Origin of the sequence: Microlunatus spumicola, from assembly GCF_039536445.1 — a bacterium.
GTDB classification, from domain to species: Bacteria; Actinomycetota; Actinomycetes; order Propionibacteriales; family Propionibacteriaceae; genus Microlunatus; species Microlunatus spumicola.
In genome coordinates, this window is the sequence record NZ_BAAAYR010000002.1 from 1 (window position 1) to 16,258 (window position 16,258).

Here is a 16,258-nt window from a genome sequence, read left to right on the forward strand (position 1 = left end):
GTCACCTGCCACCCCTCCTCGGCAGGCGTTGCAACGATCACGAGATCTGACCGTGAAAGTCCGGTACTCACCACGGCAGATCTGCCGTGGTCAGCAGGGGTCTTTCACGTAAACGTGAAAGTCCTGGGACGCGAGGGACGGCTAGAGCGAGGCGTTCATGCGGAGGAGCCGGACGATCGTGCCGAAGCCGCCCAGGACGCCGAACAGCACGAACAGGAAGATCGTCCGCGAGTACTCCTTGAGCACCGGGCCGTAGAAGAGGTTGTCCGCGACGAAGGCACCGCGGCCGGCGTACGAGGACGAGATCTCGGGGTCGAGCTGAGGGAACACGTCGTAGAGGTCGACGGCCACGGCGGCGAAGAAGCTCCCGGCGATGCCGACCGCGACGATCAGGGCGATCACGGGGATGCCCTTCTTGATCCGGCCGCCGGAACCGCGGGCGTAGAGCACCGACGCGCCCGCCGCCACGACGACGCCCGAGAGCGACGCGACGAACCCCAGCTTCCAGATCAGCGCGGACAGCACCACGCCGACGGGGATGGCGACCAGCGCGAGCAGCGCGCCGTGCCCGACCCGCTCGGGCGGGAGCACGGGGGTCGAGACCAGGCCCTCGGAGGTCCAGTGCTGCTCCTGCTCCCCCGGCTGCGCCGGCGGCTGCCCGTACGCGGCGGGCGCCGGGACCGGCTGACCCGCGTACGCCGGCGGCGCCTGTCCGGCCTCCGGCGAAGCGGGACCGGCCGGCTGGACGGGCTGCGCTCCGTACGCGGCGGGCCCGGTCGCGGGCTGGGCCGGGGGCACGAAGCCCGGGCCCGGGATGCCGGTCTCCGGCGAGTGTTCGGTGGCTGCGGTCTCGTTGCTCACGTCGGTCCTTCGGCGCGCAGGGGCGGTGGTCGCGAGCAGTGGACCATGATCACGGACCGCCTCGAGGGCGATCGAGGAGTTGTCCACCGGCCTGTGGAGAAGTTTTCTGCCGCCCTCAGCAACGCTTAGGCCGACGAAGCACTCCAGCGGGTCCGCAGCACCTCAGGACTTTCACGTTTACGTGAAACCCGGGTACTGACCACGGCAGATCTGCCGTGGTCAGTACGGGACTTTCACGTTTACGTGAAAGTCCTGGGGCGCGACGGACGAGCCCCCAGGCCAGCAAAGCCGACGAACCCCCGGAGCCGCAGTACGACGGGCGGGCGAACTCAGCTCGGCCAGGTCCAGCTGGAGACGGCCGGGTCGTCGATGCCGTGCTCGCGGGTGTAGGTGCGGGCGCGGAGGCGGGCGTCGGCCATCTCCTGGCGGAGGCCGGCGCAGCTGGCGCCGAGGGTCGGGACGCGGTCGATGACGTCCATGACCAGGTGGAAGCGGTCGAGGTCGTTCAGCATGACCATGTCGAACGGGGTCGTCGTCGTGCCGCGCTCCTTGTAGCCGCGCACGTGGAACTGGCTGTGGTTGGCCCGGCGATAGGTGAGGCGGTGCACGAGCCACGGGTAGCCGTGGAAGGCGAAGATCACCGGCTGGGTGGCGGTGAAGAGCGTGTCGAACTCCCGGTCCGCGAGCCCGTGCGGGTGCTCGTCCTCCGGCAGCAGCCGCATCAGGTCGACGACGTTGACCACGCGCACGCGCAGGTCGGGCAGCCGCTCGCGCAGGATCGCGGCGGCGGCCAGCACCTCCAGCGTGGGGATCTCGCCGGCGGCTGCGAGGACGACGTCGGGCAGCGTGTTGAGGTCGTCCTTGTTGCTGGCCCAGTCCCAGATCCCGGCGCCGCGCGCGCAGTGCAGGGCCGCGTCCTCCACCGACAGGTAGTCGAACTGCGGCTGCTTGCCCGCGACGACCACGTTCACGTAGTGCCGCGACCGCAGGCAGTGGTCGAAGGTCGACAGCAGCGTGTTCGCGTCCGGCGGCAGGTAGATCCGCACGATCGACGGGTCCTTGTTGAGCACGACGTCGAGGAAGCCCGGGTCCTGGTGGGTGAAGCCGTTGTGGTCCTGCCGCCACACGTGCGAGCTGAGCAGGTAGTTGAGGCTCGCGATCGGGCGCCGCCACGACACCTGCGCGCTGGCCTGCAGCCACTTCGCGTGCTGGTTGAACATCGAGTCGACGATGTGGATGAACGCCTCGTAGCAGGTGAACGCGCCGTGCCGCCCGCTCAGCAGGTAGCCCTCCAGCAGCCCCTCGCAGATGTGCTCCGACAGCACCTCGACGACGCGGCCCGAGCGGTCGAGGCGTTCGTCGTCCGGCCCGACCTCGACCTCCCACTTCCGCCCCGTCACGTCGAGGATGTCCTGGAGCCGGTTGCTGGCGAGCTCGTCGGGCGCCATGGTCAGGAAGCTCGTCGGGTTGGCCTGCGTGACGTCGCGCAGCCAGGCGCCGAGCACCCGGGTGGCCTCGTGCGACCGCGTGCCCGGGTTGTCGACCTCGACGCCGTACGCGCGCCAGTCGGGCAGCTGCAGGTCCCGCAGGAGGCTTCCGCCGTTGGCGACGGGGTTGTCGCTCATCCGCCGGGTGCCCCGCGGCGGCAGGTCCAGCAGCTCCGGGACGGGCCGGCCGTGCTCGTCGAAGAGCTCCTCCGGGCGGTAGGTCTTCATCCACTGCTCGAGCACCGCGCGGTGCGTGCCGTCGGTGCGGGCGCCGGGCAGCGGCACCTGGTGCGCCCGGAACGTTCCCTCGACCCGCTGGCCGTCGACCTCCGGCGGGCAGGTCCAGCCCTTCGGCGTGCGCATGATGATCATGGGCCAGGCGGTGCCCGCGCCGTCCGGCCCGGGCGCCTGCGCCGCGCCGCGCGCCTGCTGCTGGATGGCGTTGATCTTGTCGAGGCAGGTGTCGAGCGTCTGTGCGTACGCCTGGTGCACGGTCCCCGGGTCGTCGCCGGAGACGACGTGCGGGTCGTAGCCGTACCCGCGCATGAGCTCGAGCAGCTCGCTCTCGGGGATGCGGGCGAGGATCGTCGGGTTGGCGATCTTGAACTCGTTGAGGGCCAGGATCGGCAGCACGGCGCCGTCCCGCGCCGGGTCGATGAACTTGGCCGCGTGCCAGCTGGTCGCCAGCGGACCGGTCTCCGCCTCGCCGTCGCCGACGACGCAGAAGACGGTCAGGTCCGGGTTGTCGAGCGCGGCGCCGTACGCGTGCAGCAGCGAGTAGCCGAGCTCGCCGCCCTCGTGGAACGACCCCGGCGTCTCGGGCGCGCAGTGGCTGGGGACGCCGCCCGGGAACGAGAACTGGTGGAAGAACGCCTCCATCCCCCGCTCGTCCTGGGTGATGTGGCTGTAGAGCTCGGAGTAGGTGCCCTCGAGCCAGGCGCAGGCGTTCGGGCCGGGGCCGCCGTGGCCGGGACCCGCGACGAACACGGCGTCGAGGTCGCGGGCCTTGATCGCCCGGTTGGCGTGGGCGTACGCGAGGTTGAGCCCGGGCACGGTGCCGAAGTGGCCGAGCAGACGCGGCTTGACGTGCTCGGCCTGCAGCGGTTCGCGGAGCAGCGGGTTGGCCATGAGGTAGATCTGGCCGACGGCGAGGTAGTTCGCGGCCCGCCACCAGGCGTCGACCACGCGCAGCTCGTCGGCGTCCAGCACACCCTCGGGGGTGCCCAGCTCGTACGGCGTGGGCGGGACCGTGGGGCCGCCCCCGGCCGACTCGTTGTCCGAGGCGGTGTCGCCGCCCATGCTCGCCAGCTGCGTCATGGACTCACGTTAGGGCTCTTCGGCGGTTGCGCCGGGGGCGGGCGGGTGAACCCCCGGCGACGTCTCGGGGCGTGCCGGTCAGGCCGTCAGCACGATCTTCGGGTGCTGACCCGAGGACTCCAGCAGCGCGTGCGCACGCGAGGCCTCGGCGAGCGGGACGGTCGTCCGGGGCTTGAGCCGCAGGGCACCCGACGCCAGCATCGGCATCGTCACGTCCAGAGCGTCCGGCGCCCGGTCGGGACCCGGCTGCGAGAGGCGCACGCCGAGCGCGGCGGCGGTCGGGTCCACGAGCGTGACCACGCGCTCCGGGCCGCCGGCGAGCCGTACGGCAGCGTCGAGGCCGCCGGCCCCGGCGGCGTCGAGGACGGCGTCGACCCGGCCCGCGGAGGAGAGGGACGCCTCGAGGGAGGCGCCCTTCGCCACGAAGGTCGCGCCGAGCGAGGTCAGCAGCTCCTGGTCGTGGTCCCCCGCGACCGCCGAGACCCGCAGGCCGGCGGCGAGCGCCAGCTGGACCGCGATCAGGCCCACGGAACCGCCGGCCCCGAGGACGACGAGGTGCTCGCCGTCCCGGGCCCCGAGCTGGCGCAGCACGCCCACCGCGGCCTCGGCCGAGGCCGGCAGCGCGGCGGCGGCGTCCCAGGCGACGGAGGCCGGCTTGCGCACCCAGACGCTGGCGACGGCCCGTTCCGCGTAGCCGCCGAGGGCCGGCAGCAGCACGGCGACGTCGTCGCCGACCGCGACGCCCGTGGTGCCGGCACCGAGCGCGTCGACCGTCCCCGCCGCCTCGAAGCCGAGGACCACCGGCGGGGTGATCCCGAAGACGCCCGCCAGCTGCCCCGACCGGAGGTGGAGGTCGGTGGGCCCGACCCCCGCGCCGCGGACCTGGATCCGGATCTCCCCCGGACCGGGCTCCGGGTCGTCGACGTCGGCCCACCCGAGCATGTCGGGACCACCGAAGGCGGTGAGGACCGCGGCGCGCATCAGCGACCGGCCGTCGGCTGCGTCGGGCAGGGGGTGGGGACGGGCATCGGGATTCTCCTCGCGTGAGCAGACGGGCGGCACTCGCCCACGTGGCTCAGGATAGGTGATGTGTCACCTATCCGGCCAGAGGTGCTGGTGGCCGTCCCTATCCGGAGCCTCGGTCAGGGGTGGTCGACCGGGCGCGGCAACGTGCCCTGGGCGATCACCGACTCGTAGACGCGGTCGAGCGCGGCGGTCAGCGTGGCCAGGCCGTCGGCGTCGAGCGACGAGGTGAACATGGCCCGGACGAGGTCGATGTGCGCGGGCGTCGCGTCGCGCAGCACCTGGGCTCCCTCCGGCGCGAGCCGCACCTCGCGCACCCGGCGGTCGGTCGCCGCGACCGCGAGCACGACCAGCCCACGGTCGGCCATCCGCTTGAGGTGGTGGGACAGCCGCGAGCGCTCCCACCCGATCCGCGCGGCCAGGGCGGACACCCCCATGACGCTGTCCGGGTCGCTGGTCAGGGCGACGAGCACGTCGAAGTCGGCCAGCGAGACCCCGCTGTCGGTCTGGAGCTGGCGGTTCAGCTCGTAGCGCAGCCGCAGCTGCAGCCGCATGTAGGAGAACCAGGCCGCCCGCTCGACCGGCTCGAGCAGCGCGAAGGGCGAGTCGGGGTGCAGGGGGACGTCTGCTGGTGTCTCACGCATGGGGGAGCTTCCGGGATCCTGGAGGAGGACCGGTCGGGCGCACCGGCTGGCCCGATCCTCTCCCGAGCACCGCGAGCGCCACCGCATCGACGCCCAGGTCGGCCAGGCACGCGGGGTCGCCGCCGGTCAGCGGGCAGCGCGCCGACCACCAGCACTCCTGCTCGGTGATCGCGAGCGGGCGACGGACCTCGCAGCCGGGCAGCCCCTGCAGGGAGGTCCCCGCCCGCGGGTCCAGGCCGTAGCGGCCGGTGACGGTGGGGCCGAACAGCCCGACCGCGTACGCGCCCACCGCCGTCGCGAGCCGGACCGGGCCGGTGTCGCCCCCCACGACGACGCCGCCGTGCTCGCCGACGACGGCGAGGTTCGCGGCGAGCTCGCGGAGGTTGCCGGGCGGGAGCAGGGCGGTTCCGGGGACGGGCGTGCTGCCCGCCGCTCCCACGGTGAGGACCGGTCGCCCCGCGGCGGCGGCCCGGGCGGCCAGCTCGGCCCACCACTCGGCCGGCCACTCCTTCACCCGCATTCCCGACCCGGGCACCAGGACGACCGGAGAGCTTTCCTCCGCCTGACCGCCTCCCCGGTGGTCGGACGGCGGAAAGCTGAGCCGCGACCGGGCGGCAGCGAGCTCGGGAGCGGTGAGGGTGACCTCGAGGGGTTCGTCAAGGTACGCCGCGTCGACGACGCCGTCGGCGACGAGCAGCCGCAGGAACCGCCGGTCGATGCGCTCGTCGGCGGGCGGGTTCCGCCAGAGGTTCGTCACCGCGCGCGGCACCCGCGCCGCGCAGAAATCGCCGATGCCGTCGTAGGTCGTCGTGGTGACGACGAGGTCGTAGGGCCGTCCCTCGCCGGCGGCCGCGTCCAGCTCCGCCTCGACCGCCCGGCGCGGTGCCCCGTCGGCGTGGTCGCCGGTGGCGACGACCCGGGCGACGAGCGGGTCGTGGGCGAGCAGGACGTCCCCCGGCGTGAAGGTCAGGACGGTCAGCTCCGCGGCGGGGTGGCTGCGGGCCAGCGCGTGCACCGCGGGCAGGACGAGCAGCACGTCACCGAACCCGCCGAGCAGCTCGACGACGAGGATCCGCCGGACCGTGCTCATGCGCGGGCCCCGAGCGCGGAGGCGTAGACCGCCCGGTGCATCGCGGCGATGCCCGGCCAGCCGCGCCGGCCCGCGAGCTCCTGCCCGCCCCGGCCCACCGTCGCCGCCAGCCCGGGGGCGTCGAGCAGCCGGCGGATCGCCGCCGCGATGGCGGGCGGGTCGCGGCGCGCGTCGACGTCGAGGACGGTCACGCCGTCGACGAGCGCGGGGTCGCGGACGTCGGCCACCGTGGCCAGCACGGGCGCGCCGTGCTCCAGCGCCGCGAGCAGCGAGCCGCTCTTCGTCGTCACCCCCGCGGTGAACGGGAGCACGACCGCGTCCGCCGCCGACAGCAGCTCCGACACCTCCGTCCCGTCCACCCAGCCCGTCAGGTGGACCCGGTCGCCGACGCCGCGGTCGGCGACGCGCCGCTCGACCTCGGCCCGGAACGAGCGGGCCTCCTCCCCCGGCAGCGCGAGCGACGCGAACCCGCCCGCCACCTCCACGTGCACGTCCACCCCGGCGTCGCGCAGCAGCGCGGTCGCGTCGATCAGCTCGCGCACGCCCTTGACCGGGTGCACGAACCCGAAAAACACCAGCAGCGGGACCCCGTCGGCCAGACCGAGGCGGCGTCGTACGCGGTGCCGTGCGCCCGCGGCGTCGGCCCCCGGTCCAGGGACGTTCGGCCCGATCGGGATGAGAGTGGGCTCGCGTTGCAGCCGGGTGCGCACGACGTCCGCGTGGCCCTCGTTCGTCACCACCAGCGCCCGGCTCCGCGGGCCGAGCAGCCCGCTCTCCCGGTCGAGCCGGCCGCCGCGTTCCAGCAGCGGCCAGGCGGGTCCCGGCACCCAGCGCGGCCAGCCCCACCAGCCGTACTCGTGCAGCGTCGTCACCACCGGCGTCCGCAGCAGCGCCGGCAACCAGCCGACCGCGCCGGACCAGCCGTACGCCGACGGGGCCCACTGCACGTGCACGACGTCGGCCCCCAGGGCGTCGAGCGCGCGGGCGGCGCGAGGCAGGTCGCGCAGCGACCAGGTCGGGGTGACGGCGACGGCCCCGTCCGGCAGCGAGGCCTCGGGGTCGTCGCGGGCCGCGACCACGACGTCCGTCCCCGGGTCGCCGGTCCTGAGCTCGTCGGCCAGGCGCCGCACGTAGTCGGCGACCCCGTCGCGCTCGGGGGCGTACGTCCCGCAGACCAGGGCGACCCGCACCGAACTCCCCTCCTCGCCGGTCGGACGCGCACCGTCCGACCCGTCCGGCGTGCCACGATGCGCGGCGTGCCGGCCCCCGATCCTGCCTCGTCCCCGAACCGCACCGCGGCGGCGTCCGCGCGGCTCGGGGCCGTGCCGCACCGCGACGACCTCGACGTGCTCATCCCGACCCGCGACCGGGCGTCGGCCCTGGCGGTCACGCTCGCCGGGCTGCTGTCGCAGGACCTGTCGGCCCGGCTGGTGCTCGCCGACCAGACGCCGGGGTCGAGCTCGGCCGAGCAGCCCGAGATCGCCAGCCTCCTCCGCGTCATGCGGCTGCGGGGCTGGGAGGTCGAGGTCGACCACCGCCAGGGCCCGGGGCGCGGGGTCACCGAGCAGCGCCAGCACCTGCTCGACCGGGCCGAGCGGACGTACGTGCTGATGCTCGACGACGACGTGCTGCTGGAGCGGTGGGTGCTCCGCCAGCTGATCGAGGCCATGGACGTGCTGGGCTGCGGCTTCGTCGGGATGGCCCACGCGGCGGCGTCCTACCTGGACGACGTGCGGCCGCACGAGCTGGAGACGTTCGAGCTGTGGCCGGGCGGGAAGGTCGAGCCCGAGCGGATCCGCAAGGGCGACCCCGGGTGGGAGCGCTGGCGGCTGCACAACGCCGCCAACGTGCAGCACCTGCTGGACCGGCTGCCGCCCGGCGCGCTCGACGCGCGCGGGTGGGCGGCGTACAAGGTCGCCTGGGTCGCCGGCTGCGTGCTGTTCCGCGCGGACGCCCTGCGCGACGTCGGCGGGTTCGGGTTCTGGGCCGACCTCCCGCCCAACCTGCGCGGCGAGGACGTCGTCACCCAGCTCCAGGTCGCCGAGACCGCCGGCGGGGCGGGGCTGCTGCCGTCCGGCGCCTGGCACCTCGAGCTGCCGACCTCGATCGAGGACCGCTCGGTCGACGCGTACGCGGCGGTGCTCGAAGACTGAGCCGGGAGCGTGATCCGTCCGCCGGTCCGGGTATGGGTGGGGGAGGTGCGGCACCGTCCGGCGGCGCCGTGACCCAGCTCAACCAGACCAGCGAGAAGGAGATCAGCGTGACCGACGTCGCCAGCCAGGGACCTGCTGCAGGCGAGGAGGACCGTCCGGTCCTGACCAACCGGCAGGGCCACCCGGTCTACGACAACCAGAACCAGCGCACCGTCGGAGCCCGCGGGCCCGCGACGCTGGAGAACTACCAGTTCCTCGAGAAGATCAGCCACTTCGACCGCGAGCGCATCCCGGAGCGCGTCGTGCACGCGCGCGGCGCCACCGCGTTCGGCGTGTTCGTGGCCGACGGGACCGTGGGCGACGAGCCGGTCTCGAGGTACACCCGCGCGAAGCTCTTCCAGCAGGCCGGGAAGGAGACCGAGGTCGCGGTGCGCTTCTCCACCGTCGCCGGCGGCCGGGACTCCTCCGAGGCCGCGCGCGACCCGCGGGGGTTCGCGGTGAAGTTCTACACCGAGGACGGCAACTGGGACCTCGTCGGCAACAACCTCGGCGTCTTCTTCATCCGGGACGCGATCAAGTTCCCCGACTTCATCCACTCGCAGAAGCCGGACCCCGTGACCTTCGACCGGCAGGTCGCCAACCGGGTGTTCGACTTCGCGAGCCAGACGCCCGAGTCGATCCACATGTTCAGCCTGGTGTTCAGCCCGCGCGGGCTGCCGGCGAGCTACCGGACCATGCAGGGCTTCGGCGTGAACACGTACAAGTGGGTCAACGAGGCCGGCGAGACCCGGCTCGTGAAGTACCACTGGCTGCCGAAGCAGGGCGTGAAGTCCTGGACCGCGGCCGACGCCGCCGTCGCGCAGAGCCAGGATCTCGGCGTCCACACCAAGGACCTCTACTCGGCGATCGAGAACGGCGACCACCCGTCGTGGGAGCTGCACGTGCAGCTGATGAGCGACGACGAGCACCCCGAGCTCGACTTCGACCCGCTGGACGACACGAAGGTGTGGCCGGAGAACGACTTCCCGCTGCGCAAGGTCGGCACCATGACCCTGAACCGGGTGCCGGACAACTTCTTCCTGCAGAGCGAGCAGATCGCGTTCGGCACGGGCGTGCTCGTCGACGGGCTCGACTTCTCCGACGACAAGATGCTGGTCGGGCGGACGTTCAGCTACTCCGACACCCAGCGCTACCGGGTCGGCCCGAACTACCTTCAGCTCGGCGTGAACGCGCCGAAGACGCGCGTCGCGACCAACCAGCGCGACGGGCAGATGGCGTACGGGGTGGACCTCGGCGAGGGCCAGAACCCGCACGTCAACTACGAGCCGTCGACCCTCGGCGGGCTCCGCGAGGACGCCTACCCGACGCACGACGAGCAGGGCCCGGAGATCGCCGGGCGCGTCACCCGCAAGCGGATCCCGCGGACCGACGACTACACCCAGGCCGGCCAGCGCTACCTGCTGAGCGAGCCGTGGGAGCAGGACGACCTGGTGACGAACTTCGTCGACGCGCTGTCGCAGTGCGACCGGCACATTCAGGAGCGGATGGTCTGGCACCTGTTCATGGCCGAGGACGAGCTCGGCCGCCGCGTCGGCGAGGGCCTGGGCATCACGGCGGACGACGTCCGCGGGCTCGAGCCGCTGCAGACCCAGACGCTGACCGAGGCCGAGCTCGAGCGCGCGGCGAACCTGGGCAAGAACGGCCCGCGCGACGTGACGGGTCTGGTGATGACCCACTGCGTCCCGAACGAGCACGTGTCGCTGACCTAGGCCGCGCTCCCCGCCGCACGGACGCTCGTCCCACCTGTCCGTGGAGTTTCACGTTTACGTGAAACTCCCGTACTCACCACGGCAGATCTGCCGTGGTGAGTACCGGTCTTTCACGTTCACGTGAAAGACCGGGGACAGGTGGGACCGGTCTGCCGCTCGCGACGGTTCCGGGATCGTGCCCGTGTCCAGGGACTCAAGGCCCGCCCGGGCTCCACCAAAGGTCCTGGTGACGGTCGTCGCTCCTCTGCTAGACCCGGAAGGTCGGTCTCGCGGAAGGAACACACGATGAGCGCTCGTCGGACCCTGGGGCTCTGGGCCTCCACGCTCCTGCTGACCAGCTCGGCCGCCGGGCTCGGGACGCTCCCCGCCCATGCGGCAGCCCTGCCGGCGCACGCCGGCCCGCTCGACGCCGTGGCGCAGGCGGCGCCCGCCCCGCCGGGCCGGGTCCACCGCGGGACGCCGAAGGTCCTCGGCTACGAGCACCTGGTCGTGATCTACCAGGAGAACCACAGCTTCGACAACCTGTACGGCCGCTGGGGCAAGGTCGGCAAGAACCGCGTCGAGGGCCTGTCCAAGGCCGACCCCGCGCACACCGTCCAGGTGCGGCAGGACGGGACGCCGTACGCCTGCCTCCCGCAGAACGACGTGAACCTCACGTCGCCGCCGCTCCCGGGCACCTGCACCGACCCGCGGCTCCCGGCGCCGAGCGCCTTCACCAACCGCCCGTTCTCGATCGACGACCTCATCAGGCCGACCGACACGACCTGCCCCGAACCGGGCGTCTCCTCGGGCAAGGGCACCCTCAAGGGCACGGGCCGCCCGGGTGGGTGCACCCGTGACCTGGTGCACCGCTTCTACCAGGAGAAGTACCAGATCCACGGCGGCCGGCAGGACCGCTACGTGACGGGTTCCGACGCCGTAGGGCTCGCGATGGGCTACTACGACACGAAGCAGCTGCCGATCTACACCTACCTGCACTCCCCCGGAGCGCCGCACTACGTCGTCGCCGACCACTTCTTCCAGGGTGCCAACGGTGGGTCGTTCCTCAACCACCAGTGGCTGGTCGCGGGACGCGCACCCGTTGCGGATCCCCTCGGGCACCTGCCGCAAGGGCTGACCGAGCCGAAGGCCACGGTCGTCGACGCCAACGGGATGCCGAGCACGTACGACCAGTACACACCGACGAGGCCGGACGTGGTCAACGGACAGCTGACCGTGGCGTGCCCCGACCCCGCGACGGTCGCCGACGAGGCCCACGCCTGCGGCAGGTTCGCGGTCAACACGGTCCAGCCCGCGAACGCGCCGTTCGAGGAGGGCGACCCGGGGATCCCGCCGATCGACGACCGGACCTACCCCAACATCGGCGACCGCATGAGTGCAGAGGGAGTCAGCTGGGCCTGGTACGCGGGCGGCTGGGACGACGCCGAGGCCGGCCACCCGGGTGAGCTCTTCCAGTACCACCACCAGCCCTTCAACTACTTCGCCGACTACGCGAAGGGCGAGCCCGGTCGTGCCCACCTGCAGGACGAGCGCGACTTCCTGAACGCCGCAGCGATCGGCAACCTGCCGACCGTGAGCTTCGTCAAGCCGTACGGCTCCGAGAACGAGCACCCGGGCTACGCCAGCGCCAGCACGGGCAGCGACCACCTCGTCGACCTGCTGAAGGCCGTGCAGAGCGGGCCGGAGGCCGACGACACGTTGGTGATCGTGACGTACGACGAGTTCGGTGGGCAGTGGGACCACGTCCCGCCGCCCGGAGCGGGCAGCCCGACGAAGGGTGCCTACGACGCCTTCGGACCCGGCACCCGGATCCCGACCCTCGTGCTGTCCTCCCGGATGCGGCGGTCCGGGGTGGACCACAGCGTCTACGACACGACGTCGATCATCCGCACCCTCGAGCGCAGCCTCGACCTCGCGCCCGTCGGCATCCGGGACACCCGGGTGGCGGACCTGCGCGCAGCGGTTCGCAGGGGCCGCGGCTGAGGCTGGTGCCGCTCGTCCCACCTGTCCGCGGAGTTTCACGTTTACGTGAAACTCCCGTACTCACCACGGCAGATCTGCCGTGGTGAGTACCGGTCTTTCACGTTTACGTGGAAGACCGGGGACAGGTGCGACCGGCCTCCGGAACAGGACCCTCGAACGAGAGCGAGGGGTGGGGCTCGGCGGCGCGGCTAGCCTGGCCGCCCGTCCCAGGCCGCAGGAGTTCCCGTGCTCGACGCCCTCTCGCCGCAACGGCGGCGGCTCGTGCTCGGCGTCGTGGTCGCCGTGGGGGTCCTCGTGCTCGCGCTCGTCGCGGCGGCGGTGGTCCGGTCGGTGTCGCAGGCCGGCCCGGTCCCGCAGGACCGGCCGGGCCCGGTGCTGCTCGTGCCCGGCTACGGCGGGCGTACGGCCTCGCTCGACCCGCTCGCGGCCGCGCTGCGGGCGCAGGGCCGGGCGGTCACCGTCGTCAGCCCGCCCGGGGACGGCACGGGCGACCTCGACGCGCAGGCGGAGCACCTGGCCGACGTGGCGGACGACGTGCTGCGGACCAGCGGGGCGGGTTCCGTGGACGTGGTCGGCTACTCGGCCGGCGGGGTCGTCGTCCGGCTCTGGGTCCGGGACCACGGCGGCGACGCGCAGACCCGCCGCGTGCTCACGCTCGGTTCGCCGCAGCACGGGACGAGCGTGGCCGCGCTCGGGGCCGAGGTCGCGGGCGGGTGTCCCGAGGCCTGCGAGCAGCTCCTGCCCGACAGCGCGCTCCTCCGCCGCCTCAACGCCGGCGACGAGACCCCCGACGGGCCGCTGTGGGCCACGGTGCGCTCCGACGCCGACCAGGTGGTGACCCCGACCGCCTCGGCCGCCCTCGACGGCGCGCTGAACCTCCGCGTCCAGGACCTCTGCCCCTCCGCGACCACGCCCCACGGAGGCCTGCCCGGCGACCCGGTCGTGCTGGCCGCCCTCAGCACCGTCCTCGGCGTCGCCCCGCCGACCGCACCCGCCCCCACCTGCGGCTGAGGCCCGAGGCCGGCGCCAACACCGACACAACGATGCGGATCCGACCGCGTCTGCCCGGTCAGATACGCATCGATCCCAGCATCGACCTAGTCGTCCACGTCGGACGTCGCGAAGTTCGCCCAGGCGGCGAGGCTGAACACGACGAGGTAGCCGAGCTGGACGAGCGTCCCGCGCACCACGTCGTCCCAGAGGACGGGATCACGGAACAGGTCCACGAACGCGAGCCAGTAGCGCGTCGGCAGGTAGGGGTGCAGCGCCTGCGCGGCGTCCAGGCCGAGCAGCACGGTGGAGGCGATGAGGACGCCGACCGTGCCGAGGGCCGCGCCGATCGCGGAGCTGCTGACCGTCGACAGGAACAGCGCGACCGCGGCCACGCCGAGCATGCAGACGACCATGTACGCCAGCGCGAGGGCGGTGCGCCAGGCGAGCTGGGTCGGGGTGAGCGTGGAGCCGCTGAGGCTGACGGTCCCCGCCGCGGGGGCCGTACCGAGCAGCAGCCGGCCCTCCACGTACGCGACGACGGCGACGACGATCACGGCGATGACCACGAACGCGACGACCGTCACGAGCTTGGCCACGAGCAGCCGGAGCCGGCTCGCGGGCCGGACGAGCAGGTAGCGCAGGGTGCCGGACTGGACCTCGCCGGCCACGGCGTCGCCGCCGAGCACCGAGACGGCGATGGGCAGGAACAGCGGCAGCACGACGCCGAGCGCCGCGAGCGGGAAGAGGGTGCCGTCGCTCAGCACGGCCGACAGGAACGGCGGACCCTCGCCCGGACCCGGCGCGATGTCGGTGACGGCCAGCAGCACGGCGACGAGGGTCGGCAGGGCCACGAGCATGCCCAGGATCACCCAGGTCCGCGGCCGCAGGACCAGCTTGACCAGCTCGACCCGGATCACGTCAGCACCTCCACGCGGTTCGAGGGGACGGGCGGCTCGACGTGGCTCGCCTCGAGCACGACCTGCTCGAGGTCGCGCTCGTACGGGCCGAGCCGCGCGACCCGGACGCCGGCGCCGACCAGGTGCCGGTTGAGCCCGGCCGCGTCGTCGGCGCGGACCAGCAGCCGCTCGCCGGCCACCTCGACCACGGCCTCGCCGAGGAGCATCGCGGCCGAACGGGCGTCGGGGCTGTGCACCTCGACGAGGCCGGTCGGGCGGAGCAGGGTGTCGAGGCGCTCCTGCAGGACCAGCCGGCCGCGGTCCAGGACACCGACCGTCGTGCACATCTGCTCGATCTCGGCCAGCAGGTGGCTGGAGAGGAAGATCGTCGTGCCCGCGGCGTTCAGGGCCAGCAGCAGCGTGCGGATCTCACTGATGCCCTGCGGGTCCAGCCCGTTGGTCGGCTCGTCGAGCACGAGCAGCCGGGGCCGCCGCAGCAGCGCGGAGCCGAGCCCGAGCCGCTGCCGCATGCCGAGCGAGTAGGACCGCACCGGCCGCCGGTCACGGGGGTCCAGCCCGACCTGCTCGAGCACCTCGTCGATGCGCCGGCGCCGTTCCGCCCGCGGCAGCGCGTCGGGCCCCGCCGCGTCGAGCAGGGAGAGGTTCAGCCGGCCGGACAGGTGGTCGTACGCCCCCGGGCCCTCGACCAGCGCGCCGACCTGCGGCAGCACCGTCGACCGGGATGCCGGCATCGGCTCCCCGAGCACCTCGACCTCGCCGGCGGTCGGCAGCACCAGCCCGAGCAGCATCCGGACGGTCGTGGTCTTGCCGGAGCCGTTGGCCCCGAGGAAGCCGTAGACGTCGCCCTCGCCGACCTCGAGGTCGACGGCGTCCACGGCCCGCAGCTCGCCGTAGCGCTTGGTCAGCGCACGGGTACGGATCACCGGCCGGTCGCTCACGGCTGCTCCTGCAGGTCGGCCGCCGCCGCGGTCAGCGTCTCGGGCGTGACGGTCCCGGCCAGCAGGAACCCGCCGCCGCGTCCCGGCAGCCGGGTCAGCAGCACGGTGATCGGGCCGATCGGCGCGAGGGTCCCCGCCGCGGTCTGGGTGGTGCCGGCGTTGCGGTCCAGCTGCTCGCGCAGCGGGCGCGCGACCGACCCGCGGAGCGGGAAGACGATCATGGTCGTGGGCCCGCGCCCGTAGACGCCGACCGCACCGGGGTCACGGCCGTCGCGGGTCGCCAGGCCCGCGACGCTGACCGGCAGGTCGAGCTGCTCGAGCGCGTTGGCGGCGGCGGCCACGTCGGTCGACTCCTCGTAGGCGAGCGTGACGCCGGCGGGCGCCGAGAAGCGCACGGCGTCCGGGTCGGGCGCGTCGAGCGTGAGGTCGGTGAAGGCGGTGGTGAGCACCGGCAGGTCCGCGCCCTTCGCGTAGAGGTCGACCCGGAGCGGGAGCCCCGTGGCCGGCTCGAACCACAGGTCGACGTGGTCGACGGTCGTCTCGGTCCCGGAGGGGTGCAGCGTGAGCCCGACGGCGTCCACGCCGGCGACCCGTCGGCCGGCCAGCGCGGTGAGCTCGTCGAGCCGGGCGCCCTGGAAGAGGTCCCGGCCGAGGGTGGCGGGCAGCACGTCGACGGCGTCGGGGAGGCGGATCCGGGAGACCGGCGAGAACGTCGCCCGCTCCGACTCGAAGATCCAGCGCACCTGCCCGCCACCGTCACGGAACGTGTCGGTCTCGCCGGTGCTGCGGATCCGGTCGACGCGCCAGCTGCGCGGGCTCCGCCACCACGCCCGGAGGTCGACCTGCTCGCCGAGCAGCTGGCCGAGGGTGGCGAAGGAGTCGCTGCTCGGCAGGGCGAGCGAGCCCCGGCTGGTCGCCCGGCCGGACCAGCCGACGTCGCCGGAACCCTGGACCCGGGCCAGCAGCTCGGCGGTCGGCCGGGTCGGAGGACCACCCCCGGGCCGGTGCCGGACGGCGACCGGGAGGCTCACGAGCAGCACGGCGGCGAGCACCACCACGAGCCAGCGCCTCACGCGCGCCACC

General features: G+C 73.6%; 13 protein-coding genes. 4 read left to right on the forward strand and 9 right to left on the reverse strand.

Translation table 11 applies throughout. From position 1 onward, the window contains the following. Positions 1-141: 141 nt before the first annotated feature. The 6 genes from ABD665_RS08995 to ABD665_RS09020 all read right to left on the reverse strand — a co-directional run bounded on the left by ABD665_RS08995 (position 142) and on the right by ABD665_RS09020 (position 7,612). Complete coding sequence (locus ABD665_RS08995) at positions 142-861, reverse strand: hypothetical protein (RefSeq protein ID WP_204910961.1); 720 nt, start codon at positions 859-861, stop codon at positions 142-144. A gap of 329 nt (positions 862-1,190) precedes the next feature. Next, positions 1,191-3,665, reverse strand: coding sequence for a phosphoketolase family protein (locus ABD665_RS09000; protein ID WP_344742001.1), 2,475 nt, complete (start codon positions 3,663-3,665; stop codon positions 1,191-1,193). 78 nt (positions 3,666-3,743) lie between these two features. Further along, a complete protein-coding gene (locus ABD665_RS09005; protein WP_204910960.1) occupies positions 3,744-4,646 on the reverse strand; it encodes an alcohol dehydrogenase catalytic domain-containing protein in 903 nt (300 codons plus the stop codon). A 161-nt stretch (positions 4,647-4,807) separates the two neighbouring features. Continuing rightward, complete coding sequence (locus ABD665_RS09010) at positions 4,808-5,332, reverse strand: MarR family transcriptional regulator (RefSeq protein ID WP_204910959.1); 525 nt, start codon at positions 5,330-5,332, stop codon at positions 4,808-4,810. Further along, a complete protein-coding gene (locus ABD665_RS09015) occupies positions 5,325-6,422 on the reverse strand; it encodes a glycosyltransferase family 9 protein (protein WP_204910958.1) in 1,098 nt (365 codons plus the stop codon). The genes ABD665_RS09010 and ABD665_RS09015 overlap by 8 nt, the downstream gene beginning before the upstream one ends. After that, entirely contained in the window at positions 6,419-7,612 is a 1,194-nt protein-coding gene (locus tag ABD665_RS09020; RefSeq protein WP_204910957.1) for a glycosyltransferase, read from the reverse strand. Before ABD665_RS09020 ends, ABD665_RS09015 begins: the two co-directional genes overlap by 4 nt. Before the next feature lie 66 nt (positions 7,613-7,678). On the opposite strand from ABD665_RS09020, the gene ABD665_RS09025 reads away from it, so the two are divergent. The 4 genes from ABD665_RS09025 to ABD665_RS09040 all read left to right on the forward strand — a co-directional run bounded on the left by ABD665_RS09025 (position 7,679) and on the right by ABD665_RS09040 (position 13,338). After that, the gene (locus ABD665_RS09025) at positions 7,679-8,575 is read left to right on the forward strand and encodes a glycosyltransferase (RefSeq protein ID WP_204910956.1); all 897 of its coding nucleotides are present in this window, start codon (positions 7,679-7,681) and stop codon (positions 8,573-8,575) included. Positions 8,576-8,643: 68 nt separating this feature from the next. Beyond that, positions 8,644-10,344, forward strand: coding sequence for a catalase (locus ABD665_RS09030; RefSeq protein WP_344742008.1), 1,701 nt, complete (start codon positions 8,644-8,646; stop codon positions 10,342-10,344). A gap of 285 nt (positions 10,345-10,629) precedes the next feature. Further along, the gene (locus tag ABD665_RS09035; RefSeq protein ID WP_204910954.1) at positions 10,630-12,327 is read left to right on the forward strand and encodes an alkaline phosphatase family protein; all 1,698 of its coding nucleotides are present in this window, start codon (positions 10,630-10,632) and stop codon (positions 12,325-12,327) included. Positions 12,328-12,552: 225 nt separating this feature from the next. Further along, the gene (locus tag ABD665_RS09040; RefSeq protein WP_204910953.1) at positions 12,553-13,338 is read left to right on the forward strand and encodes an alpha/beta fold hydrolase; all 786 of its coding nucleotides are present in this window, start codon (positions 12,553-12,555) and stop codon (positions 13,336-13,338) included. Between the two features lie 86 nt (positions 13,339-13,424). Here ABD665_RS09040 and ABD665_RS09045 read toward each other — a convergent pair whose 3' ends face one another. The 3 genes from ABD665_RS09045 to ABD665_RS09055 are packed head-to-tail and all read right to left on the reverse strand — an operon-like array spanning position 13,425 to position 16,248. Next, positions 13,425-14,237, reverse strand: coding sequence for an ABC transporter permease (locus ABD665_RS09045; RefSeq protein WP_204910952.1), 813 nt, complete (start codon positions 14,235-14,237; stop codon positions 13,425-13,427). Next, positions 14,234-15,175, reverse strand: a complete 942-nt coding sequence (locus ABD665_RS09050) for an ATP-binding cassette domain-containing protein (protein ID WP_204910951.1) — start codon at positions 15,173-15,175, stop codon at positions 14,234-14,236. Before ABD665_RS09050 ends, ABD665_RS09045 begins: the two co-directional genes overlap by 4 nt. Beyond that, entirely contained in the window at positions 15,172-16,248 is a 1,077-nt protein-coding gene (locus ABD665_RS09055) for a hypothetical protein (RefSeq protein ID WP_204910950.1), read from the reverse strand. The genes ABD665_RS09050 and ABD665_RS09055 overlap by 4 nt, the downstream gene beginning before the upstream one ends. Positions 16,249-16,258 lie beyond the last annotated feature (10 nt).